General features: G+C 62.6%; 14 protein-coding genes. 12 read left to right on the top strand and 2 right to left on the bottom strand.

The annotated features are described in order from the left end of the window. Window positions 1–100 precede the first annotated feature (100 nt). Complete coding sequence (gene zapE / locus M1D44_RS08435) at window positions 101–1,198, top strand: cell division protein ZapE (RefSeq protein ID WP_112185988.1); 1,098 nt, start codon at window positions 101–103, stop codon at window positions 1,196–1,198. Window positions 1,199–1,218: 20 nt separating this feature from the next. Here the strand turns inward: zapE and M1D44_RS08430 are convergent, their stop codons facing one another. Next, window positions 1,219–2,061, bottom strand: a complete 843-nt coding sequence (locus tag M1D44_RS08430; protein WP_024975926.1) for a 2-phosphosulfolactate phosphatase — start codon at window positions 2,059–2,061, stop codon at window positions 1,219–1,221. Between the two features lie 177 nt (window positions 2,062–2,238). Between M1D44_RS08430 and M1D44_RS08425 the strand changes: the two genes are divergently transcribed. The 9 genes from M1D44_RS08425 (at window position 2,239) to M1D44_RS08385 (ending at window position 10,305) form a co-directional block, all read left to right on the top strand. Continuing rightward, window positions 2,239–4,782 (top strand): heavy metal translocating P-type ATPase, encoded by a 2,544-nt coding sequence (locus M1D44_RS08425; RefSeq protein ID WP_439004469.1) that lies wholly within the window; start codon window positions 2,239–2,241, stop codon window positions 4,780–4,782. A gap of 9 nt (window positions 4,783–4,791) precedes the next feature. Then, window positions 4,792–4,971 carry a cbb3-type cytochrome oxidase assembly protein CcoS gene (gene ccoS, locus M1D44_RS08420; protein WP_024975924.1) on the top strand — a complete coding sequence of 60 codons (180 nt, stop codon included), beginning with the start codon at window positions 4,792–4,794 and terminating at the stop codon, window positions 4,969–4,971. Window positions 4,972–5,066: 95 nt separating this feature from the next. Further along, window positions 5,067–6,524 (top strand): cytochrome-c oxidase, cbb3-type subunit I, encoded by a 1,458-nt coding sequence (gene ccoN / locus M1D44_RS08415; protein ID WP_024975923.1) that lies wholly within the window; start codon window positions 5,067–5,069, stop codon window positions 6,522–6,524. A 10-nt stretch (window positions 6,525–6,534) separates the two neighbouring features. Then, the gene (ccoO, locus tag M1D44_RS08410; protein WP_012435344.1) at window positions 6,535–7,218 is read left to right on the top strand and encodes a cytochrome-c oxidase, cbb3-type subunit II; all 684 of its coding nucleotides are present in this window, start codon (window positions 6,535–6,537) and stop codon (window positions 7,216–7,218) included. Window positions 7,219–7,221: 3 nt separating this feature from the next. Then, window positions 7,222–7,404 (top strand): cbb3-type cytochrome oxidase subunit 3, encoded by a 183-nt coding sequence (locus tag M1D44_RS08405; protein WP_009238364.1) that lies wholly within the window; start codon window positions 7,222–7,224, stop codon window positions 7,402–7,404. A 12-nt stretch (window positions 7,405–7,416) separates the two neighbouring features. Continuing rightward, window positions 7,417–8,340 carry a cytochrome-c oxidase, cbb3-type subunit III gene (gene ccoP, locus M1D44_RS08400; RefSeq protein WP_024975922.1) on the top strand — a complete coding sequence of 308 codons (924 nt, stop codon included), beginning with the start codon at window positions 7,417–7,419 and terminating at the stop codon, window positions 8,338–8,340. Then, entirely contained in the window at window positions 8,337–9,800 is a 1,464-nt protein-coding gene (gene ccoG, locus M1D44_RS08395) for a cytochrome c oxidase accessory protein CcoG (RefSeq protein WP_024975921.1), read from the top strand. The genes ccoP and ccoG overlap by 4 nt, the downstream gene beginning before the upstream one ends. A gap of 26 nt (window positions 9,801–9,826) precedes the next feature. After that, a complete protein-coding gene (locus M1D44_RS08390; protein ID WP_316853757.1) occupies window positions 9,827–10,054 on the top strand; it encodes a FixH family protein in 228 nt (75 codons plus the stop codon). Continuing rightward, window positions 10,051–10,305 (top strand): hypothetical protein, encoded by a 255-nt coding sequence (locus M1D44_RS08385; protein WP_004626404.1) that lies wholly within the window; start codon window positions 10,051–10,053, stop codon window positions 10,303–10,305. The genes M1D44_RS08390 and M1D44_RS08385 overlap by 4 nt, the downstream gene beginning before the upstream one ends. Window positions 10,306–10,326: 21 nt before the next feature. On the opposite strand, the gene fnr is transcribed toward M1D44_RS08385, so the two are convergent. Further along, window positions 10,327–11,055: a fumarate/nitrate reduction transcriptional regulator Fnr gene (gene fnr / locus M1D44_RS08380; RefSeq protein ID WP_080693650.1), complete on the bottom strand. Its 729-nt coding sequence runs from the start codon at window positions 11,053–11,055 to the stop codon at window positions 10,327–10,329. 181 nt (window positions 11,056–11,236) lie between these two features. On the opposite strand from fnr, the gene M1D44_RS08375 reads away from it, so the two are divergent. After that, complete coding sequence (locus M1D44_RS08375; protein ID WP_316853756.1) at window positions 11,237–11,980, top strand: sulfite exporter TauE/SafE family protein; 744 nt, start codon at window positions 11,237–11,239, stop codon at window positions 11,978–11,980. 486 nt (window positions 11,981–12,466) lie between these two features. Beyond that, window positions 12,467–13,312 (top strand): SMC-Scp complex subunit ScpB, encoded by an 846-nt coding sequence (scpB, locus tag M1D44_RS08370; protein ID WP_024975918.1) that lies wholly within the window; start codon window positions 12,467–12,469, stop codon window positions 13,310–13,312. Window positions 13,313–13,386 lie beyond the last annotated feature (74 nt).

The following is a 13,386-nucleotide window of genomic DNA, read 5'->3' as shown; positions in this document are numbered from 1 at the left end:
TCGCAAGCCACAAGGCAAGTAGGATGCCCGGTGAATCCACAAGATTGCCGGGCATCGGTCCATCTGGGCCCGCAAACGGTGCCCCATGCAGATCAAGCAGATGAACGTCCAGGAAACCTACCTACAGGAATTGAAGGCGCGCGGCTATCGGCCCGACGAAGCGCAACAGCGCGCCGTCGATCGCCTGCAGCGGTGCTACGACGAATGGCTTGCCTACAAGGCCCGTCGTTCGACTGCGCTGCGCAAGATGCTCGTGCGCCCGGATTTGCCCCGTGGCGTCTACATGTGGGGCGGGGTGGGGCGCGGCAAGTCGTTCCTGATGGATGCGTTCTATAGCTGCGTGCCGTTGGTGCGTAAGACGCGCCTGCACTTTCACGAGTTCATGCGCGAAGTGCATCGTCAACTGGAAGAGCTGCGCGGCCGCGCTGATCCGCTGGACGAGCTGGCCCGTCGCATCGCCAAGCGCTACCGCTTGATCTGTTTTGATGAATTCCACGTCAGCGACGTTGCCGACGCGATGATCCTGCACCGCTTGCTCGATCAGTTGTTTGCCAACGGCGTGCAGTTTGTGATGACGTCCAACTATCGGCCCGACTTGCTGTATCCGGACGGCCTGCACCGCGACCGCGTGCTGCCGGCCATTGCGCTGCTGCAGGAGAAGCTCGACGTCCTCAACGTCGACGCGGGCGTTGATTACCGCAAGCGAGCGATGGAGCAGGTGCAGGCGTATTACACGCCGTTGGGTGCCAAGGCCAACTCGGCGTTGCGCGATGCGTTTGCGGCAGTGGCGGAAGCGCCGGACGAATCGCCGGTGCTGCGCATCGAGCACCGTGAGATTCGCGCGGCGCGCAAGGCCGGCGGCGTGGTCTGGTTCGATTTCGCCACGCTGTGCGGTGGCCCGCGCTCACAGAACGATTACCTGGAAATCGCCTCGCGCTTTCACACCGTTATCCTGGCCGATGTGCCGAAGATGACGCCGCGCATGGCGTCCGAGGCACGCCGCTTCACGTGGCTGATCGACGTGTTCTACGACCACAAGGTCAAGCTGCTGATGTCGGCGGAGGTGCCGGCGGACGAGCTGTACACCGAAGGCCAGATGGCCAATGAATTCCAGCGCACCGTGTCGCGTATCGTCGAGATGCAGTCGCGCGAATACCTCGAGGCGCCTCGACGTGAGGTCGACACATCACTGACCTGACTTCTCCCGGTGGCAACCGCCTAGTGTGACGTCGGCGGCGGGTTGCGGTGCGACGGCGGTGCCTGCGAGGGCCGCAGGTTTGCGCCAAAGAAGTCCTGTGGCAGACGCTCGGTCTTGCGGTTGACGTTCCGGAACGCGCCTTCCACCAACATGGGGGCGACGTTGCTCACATCGGTTTGCGAAGCCATGGTCACGTCTTCGGTAAAGCCGCGTTCGCACAGCTCCCGGCCCGACACGGAATCGAGCAACCACGCTTTCATCATGCCTGTCTGCGACGCCTCGCGATAGATCGCGCGGGCGGCGAGCGCTTCGGGCGACAGCGCTTGCGGCAGGAACCCCGCCACCGTTTCCGAAAGGTGATGCACGATCGCACCGGCGGCCAGCCAGTCTTCAAGGGCCGGGCGCAGGCTGCCATCGGCCCAGCGCTCTCCTGACGCTACCACGGCCACGCGGCGGCCCAGCCGCGATGCGGCTTCTGCCACGGCGCGCGCGTTGCGCAGACAACCTGCAAACGTCGGCGTCGATCCGGTGGCGAGCGCGAGCGTTGCACCATTAGGCGAGGGCAGGACCAGGTTGCTGCCGATTGGTAATTCACGCAGCGACGCTGGCGAGAGCGTATACCCCGCCTGGCTGCGGTTGTAGCCCGCCAGCATGGCGCCGGCGCGGCGTGCGAAGGTTTCAGCGCTGGCGTCACGCCATGGGTACGGATAGATGCGTGCCCCGCGCGCCACGGCTACATCCACACAAGTACAGAAGGACAGCACGTCCACCACGATGACGGCGTCGCAATGCGGCGCCAGCGCGGATGCTCCGTGCTCACCCCATTCACAGTGGATGTTGTACAGGCTGAATTCGGTTGCCATGTCGCGCCCTCCTGTTTGCCTGGTGCAGCTATCCAATATAGGCGGCCTATTTTTTTTATGGGAGGGTAGGGGCGGTTGAAGTGCGCTGAGAATCGCATCTCGGGTTGATTCTTATTGCGCCGTGCTTGATGCGCATCAAGGGCGCGCCGGGGGATGCTGGCTAGCATCGTCCCCATAATGACGACGATATTCGCCCCCAACTATCCAACCGCGCCGGTTGACGGCATAGGCTCGCCTATCGGCCCGAGCGGGGCAGGCGCGTCGCACATCACTTGCTATCACTGCGCGTCGCCACTGGAGGGCGACACCGCCGTCCACGCTGAGATCGGCGGCAAGTCCCGGGAATTTTGCTGTGCCGGCTGCCAGGCTGTCGCGCAAACGCTGCACGCCTCCGGCATGGGTCACGTCTATGATGGCCCAATCGCCTTCGCCAAGCCCATCGAAGGTGACCGTCGCACCGAAGCGGAAGCCGTTTGGGCAACCTACGATCTGCCCGTCATGCGTGAGCGCTTCGTACGCACACGCGCTGACGGCGCGGAAGAATTTTCTCTTGCCATCAGCGGCATGCGTTGCGCCGCGTGTGTATGGCTGATCGAGCGCGCGCTCTCGCGAGTGCCAGGCGTGCGCGAAGCCACTGTCAATTACGCCACGGAACGCGCGCGCATCGCCGGAGACGCTGGGGCGATGCGGCTGTCTGCGGTGTTTGCCGCGATTGCCGACGTCGGTTACGAAGCGTGGCCAGACCAGCCATCCGCTCGCCGCACTGCCGAAGCGCGTGAACGCCGCAGCCTGCTGATCCGCTTGGGACTGGCGATGCTCGGGATGATGCAAGTGATGATGTACGCGTGGCCGGTGTATCTGCACGGCAGCGATATCCCCGCGAGCCAGACGCGCCTGATGCAGTGGGCCAGCCTGATGCTGACCGTGCCGGTGGTGTTGATTTCTGCGCGGCCCATTTTCATCAATGCGTGGCGGCAAGTACGGCATGCGCACGTCGGCATGGATGTGCCCGTGGCGCTGGGGGTCGGCGCGGCGTTCATTGCCAGTGTGCTGGCGACCTTGCGCGGTCATGGCGAGACGTACTTCGATTCCGTGACGATGTTCGTCGCTTTCCTGCTGGCGGCGCGCTATCTCGAACTGCGTGCGCGGCAGAGTGCGGCTTCCGGTGCCGAAGCGTTGGTGCATCAGTTGCCGGCTACTTGCCGGCGCTTCAACGCCGAAAGCGGCGTGCTCGAGACCATCCCCGTTGCAGCCTTGCAGCAAGGTGATTGCGTGGAAGTGCGCGCCGGTGAAGTTCTGCCCGCCGACGGCACCATTGAACGCGGCACCACTGAGATCGACGAATCGCTTCTCTCCGGTGAAAGCGTGCCGCGCCCGCGTGACGTGGGCGCGACCGTGCTGGCGGGCAGCTACAACGTGGTCAGCGCCATTCGCGTGCGTGTCAACCGCGTGGGTGCCCAGACGCGCCTTGCCGCCATCGTTGACTTGCTTGAACGCGCCTTGACGGACAAGCCCCGCATGGCTGAACTCGCCGATCGTGTGGCCGGGCGCTTTGTGGCAATGCTGCTCGGCTGGGCGCTGCTGACGGCGATCGCGTGGTGGTGGATCGATCCGACACGCATGTTTGCCGTCACCGTGGCGGTGCTGGTGGTGAGTTGCCCCTGCGCGTTGTCGCTGGCTACGCCGTCTGCGCTGGCCGCGGCGAGTGGTGCCCTGGCACGGCGCGGTGTGCTGGTCACGCGCGGCCACGCCATCGAGAGCTTGGCAGCCGTGACGGACGTGCTGCTCGACAAGACCGGTACGCTCACCGAGGGGCGTCTGCGCTTGCTGAGCATCGAGACCTTCGCCGATGTGGATGCCGAGCACTGCCTCGCACTGGCATGCGCGATGGAGCAATCCGAGAATCATCCGATTGCCCAGTCGTTGCGCGCCGCCACCTCCGCTGAAATGTCGTTGCCAACGTTGGGGCGCGTGACCAACGTGCCAGGGCAGGGCGTGTATGCCGTGGCTGATAACCAATTGGTGCGTCTTGGCACGCAGTCGTTCGCGGTCGCGCACTACGCAGATCAGCCGGTTGCTTCCATTCGTTACGGCACGGAAGCGCCGATGGAGGAGGTGCCGCCAGCGGCCGCATGCACGTCGGTGTGGCTCGGCCGTGATGGCCAACCGCTCGCGCGCTTCACGCTGGCCGATACGCCACGCGCCGATGCGCCTGCATGCCTGAGTGCGTTGCGCGCACAAGGATTGCGCTTGCATCTCGTTTCCGGCGATGCGCCTGAGACCGTGCACTGGTGGGCCAACCGCCTTGGCATCGACCGCGCCGTGGGCGGCGCCAGCCCCGAAGACAAACGTGCCTACGTGCGCAAGCTGCAGGCAGACGGCGCCCGCGTGTTGGCCGTCGGCGACGGCATCAACGATGCGCCGTTGCTCGCGCAGGCGCAGGTCTCCATTGCCATTGGGTCGGGTGCGCCGCTGGCCCAGGCCGGCGCGGATGCCATCCTCACCGAGCCTCGCCTGTTTGCCATTAGCGAGGCCGTGTCGATTGGCCGTCGCACGTTGCGCGTGGTGCGCCAGAACCTCGGCTGGGCTTTCGCCTACAACGCGATCAGCATTCCGCTCGCCACGCTGGGGTGGTTGTCGCCGCTGGTGGCGGGCATCGGCATGTCGGTGTCGTCGTTGCTGGTGGCGCTCAATGCGTGGCGTTTGTCGCGCGCCGCTTAAGGAGCCGAAATGGAAACGCTATTCCTGCTGATTCCGCTGTCGCTGATGTTGGTGGTGGCGATTGTCGGGGTGCTGTGGTGGGCCGTCGGCTCGGGCCAGTACGACGATCTCAAGGCGCCTGCTGAATCGATTCTGCTGGACCCTGATACCCCGGCGCGTGACGCAATGTCGCGGGACGGAACTACTTGACCACGTTGGCTGGGGTGCCTTGACGCACATCAAGACTCGAATGTCGCCCCATTCTTAACATGACCCTATCAAACCAACACTCTCGGGGAGCAAGCATGCAATCGTCCAGCGCGTTGCAGCCCACCCAGACCTTCAATTACCGCGTTGTTCGCCAGTTCTCGATCATGACGATCGTCTGGGGCATCGTCGGTATGGCGGTCGGTGCGCTGATCGCGGCCCAGTTGATCTGGCCGCAACTGAATTTCGGGGTGCCTTGGCTGACCTATGGTCGGCTGCGTCCTCTGCACACGAATGCCGTCATCTTTGCGTTTGGCGGCAGCGCTCTGTTTGCGACGTCTTACTACATCGTGCAGCGTACCTGCCAGGTGCGCCTGCTTTCCGACAAGCTCGCCGCCTTCACGTTCTGGGGCTGGCAGGCAGTGATCGTGGCAGCCGCCATCACCCTGCCGCTGGGCTACACAAGCTCGAAGGAATACGCCGAACTCGAATGGCCGATCGACATCCTGATCACCGTGGTGTGGGTGGCCTACGCGATCGTGTTCTTTGGCACAATCGTCAAGCGCAAGACCCGGCACATCTACGTGGCCAACTGGTTCTTCGGCGCCTACATCATCACGATTGCGCTGCTGCACATCGTCAACAACGCTGAGTTGCCGGTGTCGATGTGGAAGTCGTACTCGGCTTATGCCGGCGTGCAGGATGCGATGGTGCAATGGTGGTACGGCCACAACGCAGTGGGCTTCTTCCTGACCACCAGCTTCCTGGGCATGATGTATTACTTCGTGCCCAAGCAGGCCGAGCGTCCGATCTATTCGTATCGCCTCTCGATCGTCCACTTCTGGGCGCTGAATTTCACCTACATGTGGGCGGGTCCGCACCACCTCCAGTACACGTCGCTGCCCGACTGGGCGCAGTCGCTGGGCATGGTGTTCTCGCTCATTCTGCTGGCCCCATCGTGGGGCGGCATGATCAACGGGATCATGACCCTCTCGGGTGCCTGGCACAAACTGCGCACCGATCCGATCCTGAAGTTCCTCGTGGTGGCACTGTCGTTCTACGGCATGGCGACGTTCGAGGGCTCGATGATGTCCATCAAGACCGTGAATGCGCTGTCGCACTACACCGACTGGACGATCGGCCACGTGCACTCCGGCGCCCTGGGCTGGGTGGCAATGATCACTATCGGCTCGATGTACTACATGATCCCGCGCCTCTTCGGCCAGCAGAAGATGTACAGCACGCGCCTGATCGAGGTCCACTTCTGGGTGGCGACCATCGGCGTGGTGCTCTACATCGCTGCCATGTGGGTAGCCGGCGTGATGCAGGGCCTGATGTGGCGCGCCACCGAGGCTGACGGCACGCTGACCTACAGCTTTGTCGAAGCGGTGAAGGCAACGTACCCGTTCTACCTGATTCGTTTGGCTGGCGGCCTGTGCTTCCTGGGCGGCATGCTGCTGATGGCATTCAACGTGTTCAAGACCATCCAGGGCAGCAAGGCAATCGATGCACCGATTCCTCAATCGGCCCAGACCCCGATGGTCGCGGCTCAGTGAGGAGGGGAACATGAGCAATCAATCCAACAAGTTTTTCTCGCACGAGACGCTGGAAAAGAACATCGGCTTGCTGATCGTGATGACGCTCGTCGTCGTCAGCATTGCCGGCCTGGTGCAGATCTTGCCGCTGTTCTTCCAGCATTCGACCACTGAACCGGTCAAGGGCATCGCCCCGTATTCGCCGCTGCGGCTGGCGGGGCGCGATATCTACATCCGCGAAGGCTGCGTTGGCTGCCACTCTCAGCAAGTGCGTACGCTTCGCGCTGAGACCGAACGCTACGGCCACTATTCGCTGGCTGGCGAGTCGGTGTTCGATCACCCGTTCCTGTGGGGTTCCAAGCGCACGGGCCCGGATCTGGCGCGCGTTGGGCAGCGCTATTCGGACGACTGGCATCGCATCCACCTGCGTGATCCGCGTGAAGTGGTGCCTGAGTCGAACATGCCGTCATATGCGTGGCTCTCGAAGACGCCGCTGGACAACAGTGACATCGAAAAGAAGATGCATGTCCTGCGTCAGCTGGGTGTTCCGTACACGGATGCCCAGATTGCCGGGGCACGCGAGCAACTCGCAGGCAAAACGGAAGAAGACGCCGTGGTCGCCTATCTGCAAGGCCTTGGCGTGGAGCTGCGTAACGTCCGGGACGTGGCTGTCGCTCCGGCTGCTGCGCCTGCCACCGTTGCAGCCAAGGAGTAAGCCATGGCCATGCTGAGTGCAATTGCGACTGCCGTCTTCCTCGTGTTGTTCGTCTGCATTACCTGGTGGGCATTCTCCGCGCATCGCCGCGCTGCGAATGCGGAATCGGCCATGCTGCCGTTCCTGCTGCCCGATGAGGCCGAGGTCGCCGGTGCGCGCGCAGACGCGTCGCGCCCGCATCAATAAGGACACAGAATCATGAGCGACTTCATTTCGGAGTTCTGGGGGTATTACATCGCAGCGATCGCCTTGGTTGGCATCGTGTGGTGTGTCTGGTTGCTGTTTTCGCAGAGGCGCATTCAGATTGCGCCCGGTCATAGCGCGGGCGAGGACACCGGCCATGTATGGGACGGCGACCTGCGCGAACTGAACAACCCGCTGCCACGCTGGTGGATGTGGATGTTCCTGCTGTCGTGCATCTTTGCGTTGGGGTACCTGATCCTCTACCCGGGGTTGGGTTCATACGGCGGCGCCCTCGGTTTCTCGACACGGGGCGAATTGGCCGCGCAGCGCGCTGCAGCCGATGCACAGGTCCGTCCGGTCTATGAGCGTTATGCCAGCATGGACATCAAGCAGATCGCCGCCGACCCGCAGGCCCATGAGATCGGCCAGCGCCTGTTCCTGAACAACTGCGCGCAGTGCCACGGCTCCGACGCCGGCGGCTCGAAGGGCTTCCCGAACCTGACCGACAGCGACTGGCTGTACGGCGGCGAGCCCGAGACGATCCTGACCACCATCACCAAGGGGCGTCACGGTGTCATGCCATCGCTGGCTGCTGTGGTGGATGGCAACCAGGCTGTCAACGTGGCCAACTACGTGCGCTCGCTGTCGGGCTTGTCTTACGACCCGATCAAGGCAGCGCGTGGTGAACCGACGTTCAAGTCGGTCTGCGCGGCCTGCCACACGGCAAGCGGCAAGGGCAATCAGACACTTGGCGCACCTAACCTGACCGACCGCGTCTGGCTGTACGGCAGTTCGGAAGCAACCATCGTCGAGACCATTCTCAAGGGTCGTGACAACACGATGCCGGCGCACGAGAACCTGCTCTCGCCGGAGAAGATCCGCATGCTGGCGGCCTATGTATGGGGTCTGTCGAATAGCAATACGAGTCACGCGCAATGAGCGACAAAGAACCAGCCTGGCGCCCGATGACGCCCGCCACTGCGGCGGCGGGCGCCGAAGACGCACCCACCGAGCAGATGCTCTATGAGGTCCGGCGCAAGATTTATCCACGCGCCGTGACCGGCGCCTTTGCGCGTTGGCGCGTCTGGCTGGTGCTGGCCACGCAAGCCATCTTTTATGGCTTGCCGTGGTTCCAGTGGAACGGTCGCCAAGCAGTGCTATTCGACTTGGGCGCACGCAAGTTCTACCTCTTTGGCCTCGTGTTGTGGCCGCAGGATGTCATCTATCTGACGTTGCTGCTGGTGCTGTCGGCGCTGGCGCTGTTTCTATTTACGGCGGTGGCGGGGCGGCTCTTTTGCGGCTATGCCTGTCCGCAGACGGTCTACACCGAGATTTTCATGTGGATCGAGCGGCACATCGAAGGAGATCGCTTCGCGCGCATCCGCCTCGACGGTGAGCGTTGGAGCCTGCGAAAATTCCGCCTGAAGGCCGCAAAACATTCGGCTTGGATCCTCATCGCGCTGTGGACGGGCTTCACCTTCGTGGGCTTCTTCACGCCAATCCGCGATCTGGGCATGGAGACCTGGACGCTGTCGCTCGGTCCTTGGCAGACATTCTGGATGCTGTTCTACGCATTTGCGACGTGGGGCAACGCCGGTTTCATGCGCGAGCAAGTCTGTCGGTACATGTGTCCCTACGCTCGTTTCCAGAGCGTGATGGTCGATCCCGATACCTATGTTGTGACTTACGACACCCAGCGCGGCGAGCCGCGCGGCAGCCGTTCGCGCAACGCCGATTTCGAAGCTCAGGGTCTGGGTGCTTGCGTCGACTGCAGCATCTGCGTGCAGGTGTGCCCGACCGGCATCGACATCCGTCAAGGGCTGCAATACGAATGCATCGGTTGCGGTGCTTGCATTGACGCCTGTGACCAGGTCATGGACAAGATGCGCTACCCGCGCGGTCTGATTCGCTACACGTCAGAACGCGCGATGCTTGATCGGCTCAGCCCGAAGGAAGCCCGGCGACATCTGCTGCGTCCGCGTGTGCTGATCTATACCGGGATCATGCTGGTGCTCTTCACCGGGTTCATCGTGGCGTTGGCCATGCGGCAGCCACTCAAGGTTGACGTCATTCGTGATCGTGGTGCACTGGCGCGTGAAGTGGATGGCGGCAAGATCGAGAACGTTTATCGCCTGCAACTGATGAACGCCTCCGAGCACCCCATGCGCGTGACCATCACCGCAGAGGGCATGCCGGAACTGGACGTGGAAGGCGGTCGCGGCGAGTCGACCACATTGGAACTGCCGCCGGCGGCTAACCGACTGCTGCCAGTGCGCGTACGCCGGCCGGCCGACGATGCCGCCCCCGGCTCGCACAAAATCCGTTTCGTCATCCATGCAGACAGCGGTAGCGACAGCCTCGTACTGCGCGAACCGTCGAGCTTCATCGTGCCGCGCTGATGCGGCATCCCCAACAGGAGGCAACGATGCACGCAACGCAATCTTCCGCACAGGCCCGTCCTTGGTGGCGCGAGCCCTGGCCGTGGCTGCTGATGGCAGGGCCGTTCGTCGCCATGGTCGGCTGCGGCGTCACAATCTGGCTGGCGGTGTCGCATCCCGACGCTGTTATTCATGACAACGTCGTGCGGCGCGGTTTGGTCGTTGAAAAGACGGTCCTCACGCCGGCGCATGCCATTCACACGGAGGCCCGATGAAGCGTCGATTGCTGATGTGGATTCTGTGGCCGGCATTTCTGTCGGCCGCGCTGGCTGAGCTGGTGGTCTTCGCGGTGGTCGACCCCGCAGACCTGCGTTTTTTCGGCGAGCAGATCACGGTGTCGGCCCAAGCGGTCTACACCGTGTCGTTCTTTGTGTTCTGGTTGTTGTGCGGATTGTCGAGCGCGCTGACGCTCTATGTGTCACCGGGCATTGGCAAGCTGGAAGCGCATGAACACCCGCTCGTCTGAGCGGGCGCCATGGAGGGCAGCTTAGGCCGCCTGACCGCTCATGACCTGGCGCAGGCCGGCCAGGTCGATCAGCTTGACGTGGCGTTGGCGGATCTGGATGAGACCCGCTTCGGCAAAGCGCGAGAACAGGCGGCTGACCGTTTCGAGCTTCAGGCCAAGATAGCTGCCGAGTTCTTCGCGGCTCATCCGCAGGACAAACTCGGTCGACGAATATCCACGCTGGGCCGAACGCTTCGAGAGGTTTAGTAGGAACGCTGCGAGACGCTCCTCCGCACGCATGGAGCCCAGCGTGAGCAGCATCAGATGATCCTGCGAAATCTCCTTGCTCATGATGCGCAGGAACTGATGCTGCAGCGAAGGCAGCCGGCGCGAAAGGTGCTGCAACTCGTCGTAGCGCACCACGCAGACTTCGGTATCTTCGAGCGCGGTGGCGTCCGACACGTGGCGCATGTCGCCAATGCCATCGAGCCCGACGATTTCACCCGGCAGGTGGAACCCCGTGATCTGGTGTCGACCGTCTTCAAGCGTCAGATGGGTTTTGAGCGTGCCGAAACGAATGCCATAAACCGCTTCCAGCGGCTCGCCCAAGGAATAGAGCGATTGCCCCTTCTTAATGCGGATGCGCTCGCTGACCAAATCGTCCATCTTGCGCACGTCGTCCGAGTTCATTCCCACCGGCAGGCAGATTTGCCCTAGTACGCAGGTGGAGCAACGCGAGGCTTGATCGGTAAGTGCGATTCGAGTGAGCACGGGTGGGGGCGACTGAATTTCGGGAAAGTGAAATGAGTAATTCTTGTGATGCTGCTGCAGCTTATTATAACGGCGACCTTCTTGTCCTCGGACATTTCCGATGCGGCAAAACGCGTCGATTACGCTTAGTTCGCAACAGTAAAACGAAAACCTTGGTCCATATCAAGAGAGCGTCAGAAAGATGAGTGCCGCAGCGCTTCTGAGCGTTTTCCTGATTGCATTGCTCGGTGGTGTGCATTGTCTGGCGATGTGCAGCGGTATCGCACTCGCGGCCGAACGTGGAGCTGTGGCGGTGCGGATCGTGTCCCGTCGCCGGCTATGGTTTGAGCAGGTCGTCATGCATGCCGGCCGGCTGACCACCTATGCGTTGCTGGGCGCAATCATGGGTGCGATGGGCGCGACTGTCTGGCGCCAGCAATGGCTGCCGATTCAACGCGGCTTGTTTGCCTTCGCTAGCGCATTGCTGGTCGCCTACGGGGTTTTGCTGCTTGTTCGTTCCGCTGGGGATGCGTGGCGCAGTGTGTGGCTTGAGCGCTTGCTTGGCCGCGTGGCAGGTGGCCTGTCTCGAGGGGCCGCCACGCTGGGAAGTAGGCTGCAACGTCAGTCGCCGTTACTACGCCGCTATCTCACTGGCATGGCCTGGGGGCTGGTGCCGTGTGGCATGGTCTACGGCGCATTGGCTGTGGCGTTGTTGGCGGGCAACGCCGCCTCCGGGGCCGTGGTCATGCTCGCTTTTGGTGCCGGTACGCTGCCCAACCTGCTGATGATGTCTGGTCTGGCTGGGTGGCTGCGCGGGCTGTCGCGCCAGCGATGGGCGCGGGGCGCGGCCGGCATCGCCATCGCCGGGTTTGGGGTCTGGGGGCTGGTTCACGCAATCTGGTTGCCAGAGATGCTTAACGCACACGGATTCTGTCTAGTGCTGTAGGTGTTTAAGGCGCGCGGAAATTGCCATCCGGCCTGGGATGGGTGGCTAGGGCATCTTCCCGGTTGCGGCGTTGCTGGAAATTGCCCTACAATCGACAACAATTCGATTCGCCACCCGCGCAAATCAACAATCCCAAGCGCGGCGCCAAGCGATGCCATCCAGCGGTAGAGTCACCCTGGACAGTCGATTCGGGCAGGCTGCCGTTCTTCTTGGTAGTCGTCCGGTGCAGTATCCGTTCCCATGGCGGCGGAAGAAATTGCCCTTGTGGTGCCTGACCGGCACCGGATCAACTCGCTCCTCCGGCCCTACTTTACGGGCACAACCACTGCGTTTTGGTGCAGAGTCCAATTGAATTAATTGGCCTTCGCGTGCCGGGCCCGGGCGGGCAACAGCATTCAGAAATGCCGCGTGCTTCGCGGCGGGACGACAAACCTCAAGCGTGACGGCGACTGGCCGCGCGCGAGCAATGACGAGCCGCTCAACCCGATGAATACCCAAGAGGCGAAGATCGTCCTCGAAACCGCGCTGATCTGCGCGCAGGACCCGTTGCGAGTCAATGACTTGCGCAAGCTGTTCGACGAAGATGTTTCCGCAGACACCATCCGTGTGCTGCTCGAAGAGCTGCGCCAGGACTGGTTGAATCGCGGTGTCGAACTGGTCGCGCTGGCCTCGGGCTGGCGCCTGCAGAGCCGCCCGGAAATGCGCGTGTATCTCGATCGCCTGCATCCGGAAAAGCCGCCAAAGTATTCGCGCGCCGTGATGGAAACGCTGGCGATCATCGCTTATCGCCAGCCGGTCACCCGCGGTGATATCGAAGACATTCGCGGTGTGACGGTCAACACGCAGGTCATCAAGCAGATTGAAGACCGCGGCTGGATCGAGGTCATCGGTCATCGCGACGTGCCAGGCCGCCCTGCGCTGTATGCGACGACCAAGCAGTTTCTCGACGACCTTGGCTTGCGTTCGCTGGACGAACTGCCGCCGCTTGAAGATGCCCGCGCCCAGGCGCAGGCGAGCCTGCTGGAGCAGGGCGCCATCGAATTCGAGGGCGGTGCAATTGCGGTGGAAGAGCTGACGGCGATGGTCAACGACGCGCCGGAAGGTGCTGAGAGCGTAGCGGCTTCGGTGGAGGACTCTGCCGGATCGCCCGTTGCCGAGGCTTCCGTCGAGGCAATTGCTGAAACGCCAGCGCAGCCCGTTGAGGTTGCGGCGGGTGGCGAGCCAGCGCTGGAAACCGAGTCGCAAACAGTGAATGCGATCGAGGTTGCAACTGAAGACGAGTACAAAACACCGATCGAGCCGCCTGCGGCTCCCGCCAATGAACATTCGTGACGCCATGCCCGCCGCACAGTCGGTGCATGGTCTGAACCCCTAGATTTTTTGAAGACGTTGTGAGCACCCAGTCA

The sequence above is a fragment of the Ralstonia sp. SA306 genome, assembly GCF_054792405.1.
Note: the sequence above shows the minus strand (reverse complement) of the source record. Positions and strands in the feature narration are given on the sequence as shown.

Excerpts from the sequence above, each read along its gene's own strand:
- M1D44_RS08375 (WP_316853756.1), top strand. The coding sequence starts at position 11,237 with ATGAGTGCCGCAGCGCTTCTGAGCGTTTTCCTGATTGCATTGCTCGGT.
- ccoN (WP_024975923.1), top strand. The coding sequence starts at position 5,067 with ATGCAATCGTCCAGCGCGTTGCAGCCCACCCAGACCTTCAATTACCGC.
- M1D44_RS08390 (WP_316853757.1), top strand. The coding sequence starts at position 9,827 with ATGCACGCAACGCAATCTTCCGCACAGGCCCGTCCTTGGTGGCGCGAG.
- M1D44_RS08425 (WP_439004469.1), top strand. The coding sequence starts at position 2,239 with ATGACGACGATATTCGCCCCCAACTATCCAACCGCGCCGGTTGACGGC.
- ccoG (WP_024975921.1), top strand. The coding sequence starts at position 8,337 with ATGAGCGACAAAGAACCAGCCTGGCGCCCGATGACGCCCGCCACTGCG.
- ccoO (WP_012435344.1), top strand. The coding sequence starts at position 6,535 with ATGAGCAATCAATCCAACAAGTTTTTCTCGCACGAGACGCTGGAAAAG.
- zapE (WP_112185988.1), top strand. The coding sequence starts at position 101 with ATGAACGTCCAGGAAACCTACCTACAGGAATTGAAGGCGCGCGGCTAT.
- ccoP (WP_024975922.1), top strand. The coding sequence starts at position 7,417 with ATGAGCGACTTCATTTCGGAGTTCTGGGGGTATTACATCGCAGCGATC.
- M1D44_RS08430 (WP_024975926.1), bottom strand. The coding sequence starts at position 2,061 with ATGGCAACCGAATTCAGCCTGTACAACATCCACTGTGAATGGGGTGAG.
- ccoS (WP_024975924.1), top strand. The coding sequence starts at position 4,792 with ATGGAAACGCTATTCCTGCTGATTCCGCTGTCGCTGATGTTGGTGGTG.
- scpB (WP_024975918.1), top strand. The coding sequence starts at position 12,467 with ATGAATACCCAAGAGGCGAAGATCGTCCTCGAAACCGCGCTGATCTGC.
- M1D44_RS08385 (WP_004626404.1), top strand. The coding sequence starts at position 10,051 with ATGAAGCGTCGATTGCTGATGTGGATTCTGTGGCCGGCATTTCTGTCG.
- M1D44_RS08405 (WP_009238364.1), top strand. The coding sequence starts at position 7,222 with ATGGCCATGCTGAGTGCAATTGCGACTGCCGTCTTCCTCGTGTTGTTC.